Origin of the sequence: Okeania sp. SIO1H4, assembly GCF_010672695.1 — a bacterium.
GTDB classification, from domain to species: Bacteria; Cyanobacteriota; Cyanobacteriia; order Cyanobacteriales; family Microcoleaceae; genus Okeania; species Okeania hirsuta.
Genome location: NZ_JAAHGB010000145.1, coordinates 1 through 4,714 on the forward strand (window position 1 = coordinate 1; position 4,714 = coordinate 4,714).

Annotated in this window: 5 protein-coding genes; 1 reads left to right on the top strand and 4 read right to left on the bottom strand. The window is 36.9% G+C overall.

Going from position 1 to position 4,714, the window contains the following annotated elements:
- The 4 genes from F6K06_RS33100 to F6K06_RS33115 all read right to left on the bottom strand — a co-directional run.
- On the bottom strand, positions 1-298 hold a 298-nt coding region (locus F6K06_RS33100; protein WP_287245189.1), incomplete at its 3' end, for a multicopper oxidase domain-containing protein.
- A gap of 198 nt (positions 299-496) precedes the next feature.
- Entirely contained in the window at positions 497-2,917 is a 2,421-nt protein-coding gene (locus F6K06_RS33105; RefSeq protein ID WP_124146434.1) for an NB-ARC domain-containing protein, read from the bottom strand.
- Positions 2,918-3,757: 840 nt separating this feature from the next.
- Entirely contained in the window at positions 3,758-3,880 is a 123-nt protein-coding gene (locus F6K06_RS33110; protein WP_275670426.1) for a hypothetical protein, read from the bottom strand.
- A gap of 152 nt (positions 3,881-4,032) precedes the next feature.
- The gene (locus F6K06_RS33115) at positions 4,033-4,407 is read right to left on the bottom strand and encodes a formylglycine-generating enzyme family protein (RefSeq protein ID WP_124146435.1); all 375 of its coding nucleotides are present in this window, start codon (positions 4,405-4,407) and stop codon (positions 4,033-4,035) included.
- Here F6K06_RS33115 and F6K06_RS33120 point away from each other — a divergent pair.
- Positions 4,392-4,714: transposase (locus tag F6K06_RS33120; protein ID WP_353734952.1), on the top strand; the 323-nt coding region annotated here is incomplete at its 3' end. The two genes, F6K06_RS33115 and F6K06_RS33120, sit on opposite strands and share 16 nt — an antisense overlap.

Here is a 4,714-nt window from a genome sequence, read left to right on the forward strand (position 1 = left end):
GTAATTTGTTAGTAAAATTAATCCTAATTGTATCTCCTGGTTTTGCTTCTAATCTCGGTCCGGGAATTTGTCCGTTATAGTTTAATGCATAAGCTTGTTTATTTCCTAGATTTATTTTATTAATACTGGCTATTAAATTTACTTCTAAAAGACCATCTTGGCTTTGGTTAATTTTATATTCGGATGAAAATGTTTGGAACTTTTCTTGAGTATTACCGTTGCTACATTGAGCGATTAAAACAGCAATAGCGCTACTAGAACTTAAGTTTAAAAATCTTCGACGATTAATTTTTTTCATAATATAAATTTGTACTATAGCGCGAGGAAACAGGGAATTATTATTTCAGTTATCTATTGTAAAATGGTTTTAGGGAAGTATATCAGTATTACAAACACAGATAAAACTAAAAAAATCAAAAAAATCAGATAATTTCCCTAAGTTTTATATGCAAAGAAAGATACTATGGGCGTACAATTAAATTGATAATCTACAACCTCAAAAAAAGCTTATTTGATTAATACTTAGACTAACAGGACATTCAACATCATAAAAAGTAGGAGCTAAAAATTCATACATATCAATTGATAGTAAATCCAAGTTAGTAGAGGATTGAAGAAAATTTTCAGCTAACCAAGTATGCAAACATTCGCCAGTAGAAATATCCCAGAGTTTAATAGTTTCATCTTCACTTCTACTAGCAATAGTTTGATTATTCTGACTCCAAACTAAGGAATTAATTCGAGCTTTATGTCCCTCAAAAATATGAAGACATTTACCTGTATTAATATCCCATAATCTTACTGTTTGATCGCTGCTACCAGTTGCGAGAAGATTTCCATCTGGACTCCAAACAATAGAATGTATTTCTTGAGTATGACCCTCAAAAACTAGATGTGGCTGATGATTCACCATTGGCAACAAACGAATCTCTCCCAATTTATCCGCGATCGCTAAAAAATCTCTATTTGGACTAGAAGCGATAACAGCAATATTACCCAATGTCGGTATTTGCATTTTTTCCAACAACATTGGGCAGTCTAAAAGATTTTCATCTTCTTGCTTTGCTGGTTCTAAACAAGTTTGCTCAGACAAATTTACAGAATTAGTAGGACAAACACAAGAACTACGATCTAGCAACTGTGAGTTATTACTTTCATGGCACTTTTGTCTATCTGCTTGACTAATAGCAGGACAAAGTTTCTCAGGAACTATTGTACAATAGTTAGAAGATTTCGAGTTAACTGTAGATAATACTTCAATAGCTTTTTGGGAGCAGGTATTAGCAGATTTATGAGATTCTATTTGACAGGGAGAAATGTCACCTACCATTAAGTCAATCTGTAGTTTCATGCACAGGTTAATCAGATTTTCAATGCCATAACCACATAAAGAAGTTTCACTTGCTTGTAGCTTGTTTAAAATTAATAATAATTGTTGTTCTAGCGCTCGAGTAGAACTAAATATTGTGCTGAGTTGTCTGGCAATAGGTTCTATAATCAGCTTATTTTGTCGTTCTTTAATATAGCGCTTGCCAGTAGTAATGATTAAAGAATGACTGAGAAATAAGTCTAAGTTGGCAGTAGTTAACTCAGCAACAACCTGTTCAATTAAATAGTGAAGAATATACTCCATTACTACAGGTTCGACTGTATACATACTTGATTTTTTCTTGACTAGAGAGCGCCAGATGAGAGCTTCTAAACTTTCTAAGAGATTTGCTTTGGAAATTGCTGGCACAATATCGGTTTGCAATTTTTTGACATTCGTCCAGTCTTGGTTAATTGCCAACCAAACTATGATTTTTTTTTCTAGCTCTGAGAGACGCTGAAAGTGTTGGTCGAGGAGGCGACGAATACCATTGAAGGTGGTTGTGCCATGTTGCAGAAATTCTGACAGGTCTCCATCAAATAAGTCTGTGATGGAACTGGTGACAATTTTTAAGGCTAGGGGACTATAGCTATAATATTCACTGAGCTGTTGTTTTTGTGTTTCTGAGCCTAATATTTTGTTGGTTTTTAGTAAGGCATGGGCTACTTCTTTAGAACCCAGTAGTTGTAGGGAGCGTACTGCTGCATCTATACTTTCAAAGGCTGCTACTTCAGGAGGTTTTTCTCGACTGGTGAGGATGAGACTGCTAGAGTGGGATGTTTCGCCGATTAAATGAAAGAGTTGACTGTAGTTTTCGTAGCCAGGGCGATAGTGACCTGTACATCCAGTTTGTAAAATGCTTTCGACACTATCTAAAATTATTAGGCAACGTGAGTTGCGCAAGTATTCAATTAGTTTGCTTAGTTCCCCTTGGCTACATTCTTGCTGGGATAAAAATGACACTAGTTGAGTGAGAATTGTTTCTAGGGAGGGAGCATGGCGGAGCGATCGCCAGATTATATAGTCAAATTCATTCTGTAGTTGTTGGGCGACTTTTGCTGCTACTGCTGTTTTACCAATGCCTCCCATACCTAGTAATGCTACTAAACGACAGCCATCTCCGATAATATATTGTTGTAGTTGATTTAGTTCTTGAGAGCGTCCGTAAAAAACAGAAACATCTATGGCTTCTCCCCAATCAATTTTTGGTTTAGACAGTGTTTTTTTTGTTTCTGTAGAAGATTGGAATATATATTGTTGAATGTTTAGTTCTGTTTTGGCAAGACATGATTTGTGAGTACCAAATTTTTGTCTCAGCAGAGCGCGAAAGTTTTTCTTGGTTACTTTTTCGTCTAAGACACCAGAAAGACTTTGCCATAAGTTTGCAGCTACTCCTTTTATGTAGTCTGGGTCATAACCTGCTTGCTCGGCAATTTCAGAATATGCTTTACCTTCCCATGCTTGAGAAAATACTTTTCTTTTTACAGCGTTTAAGGAGCCTGGAGGTAGAACTGTCTCCAGAACTTCCAATGCTTCTTCGACTTTCATTTTTACTTAATATTTTGATATATTTTTGATTCTATCTAAGTTGATGTGATTTTACTGTTACTTCGGCGACAGCTTAAAACCTAATCTACATATTTATATTTTTAGTTGAATAAAAAGTCATGCTTGGGTACGAACAACACGTAATCCTTACATAGTACTATAATTTTTTTGCCAATGCAAGGGGAAATTCTTTTCAGCGCCGACTTTTTTGGCAGCTTAACAAAATGCAGAGGTTCTGTTTCTGGGCAAAATTCTTGCCTTGTTATTGAATAGTCAAATCTTCCTACCACTCACTTTTTCTTCATTGGTGCTTCACACAATGAAGTTTTGCTCTAAGTTTGAGCGATCGCTCAAATGCGGAAGGTCGTTCTATCGCTTCTCTATTTCTCCTGACTTTTTCCGAGTGCTTCACAGGATGTTTTATCTATAATCAAAGCGATACCCATAACCTAGAGACTTTTCACTGATAACTGAAAAAGGCGATCGCTTCTGCTAAGGCAACATAATTATCCGTACATCCGTGGCAAAATCTGTGTCTGGCGATGTTTTGGCGTTGAATAAAAAGTCATGTATATGTATATATAACCCCAATTATTACATACTACTATGATTTTTTTGCCGATGCAAGGGAAAATCTTTTCAGCGCCGATTTTTTTGGCAGCTTAACAAAATGCAGATGCTCTCTTTCTGGCTGGGCAAAATTCTTGCCTTGTGATGGAACAGTCAAATCTTCCTGCCACTGACTTTTTCTTTTTTAGTGCTTCACACAATGAAGTTTTTTTCTCGGAATTTGAGCCATCGCTTCTATATTTCTCCTGCTAATGATTTTCTTTTGGTGCTTCACAAGATAATTTTTTTCTCTGAAGTTGAGCGATCGCTTTTACTAGGCAACATAATCATCCGTACATCCGTGGCAAAATCTGTGTCTGGCGATGTTTTGGCATTGAATAAAAAATCATACATAGGTACAAAAAACCCCAACTATTACATAATACTATGATTTTTTTGCCGATGCAAGGGGAAATCCCTTTCAGCGCCGATTTTTTTAGTAGCCTCACAAAATGCAGATTAATCATCCCGACATCCATCGGTGCATCCCTAGCAAAATCCTTGTCTTACTCTGACTTCTCCCACTCTGAAAAAAAATTTTTCCCGCTTCGTGGGAAGGAAAGAAAAAAGAAAAAGAGGGAAAAGGGGAAAAGAGAAAAGGGGAAAAGAGTTCTCCCGCCTGAACACACAAGACGAAAACCAACAAAGTTGATGAGGTCGTCGCGCCAATAGTTGATGATGCGAAACGCGGAACGGCAAGGATTAGGACCGTAGATCCAGGAGCCACCACGCAGCGGTGAAAGATTCTTATTTCCATCTAACCAAACACTTCCATCTGTAGGCGCTCCATTATAATTATCATGCCAATTATCAGCACACCATTCCCAGACATTCCCGTGCATATCGTACAAACCAAAAGCATTGGGTGGAAAAATTCCCACATCTGTTGTTTGTTCACGATATTTTCCTTAATGTGAGAATATCTAAACGGGCAAATAATTGGTACATCAGCTTTAAATATGATAATGAACCAACCCATACTGCCAAAAAACGAGATGTTATCGGTGTAGATGTAGGTATAAATACTTTAGCAACTTGTAGCGATGGCACACCCTTTGCCAACCCTAAAGCCTATCAGCAAGCCAAAAAACGACTAACTCGTTATCAACGCCGTGTCAACAAAAAGAAATTTGGCTCTTTTAACAGAGCCAAAGCCGTAAAAAGACTTGCCATACTTCACAAAAAAGT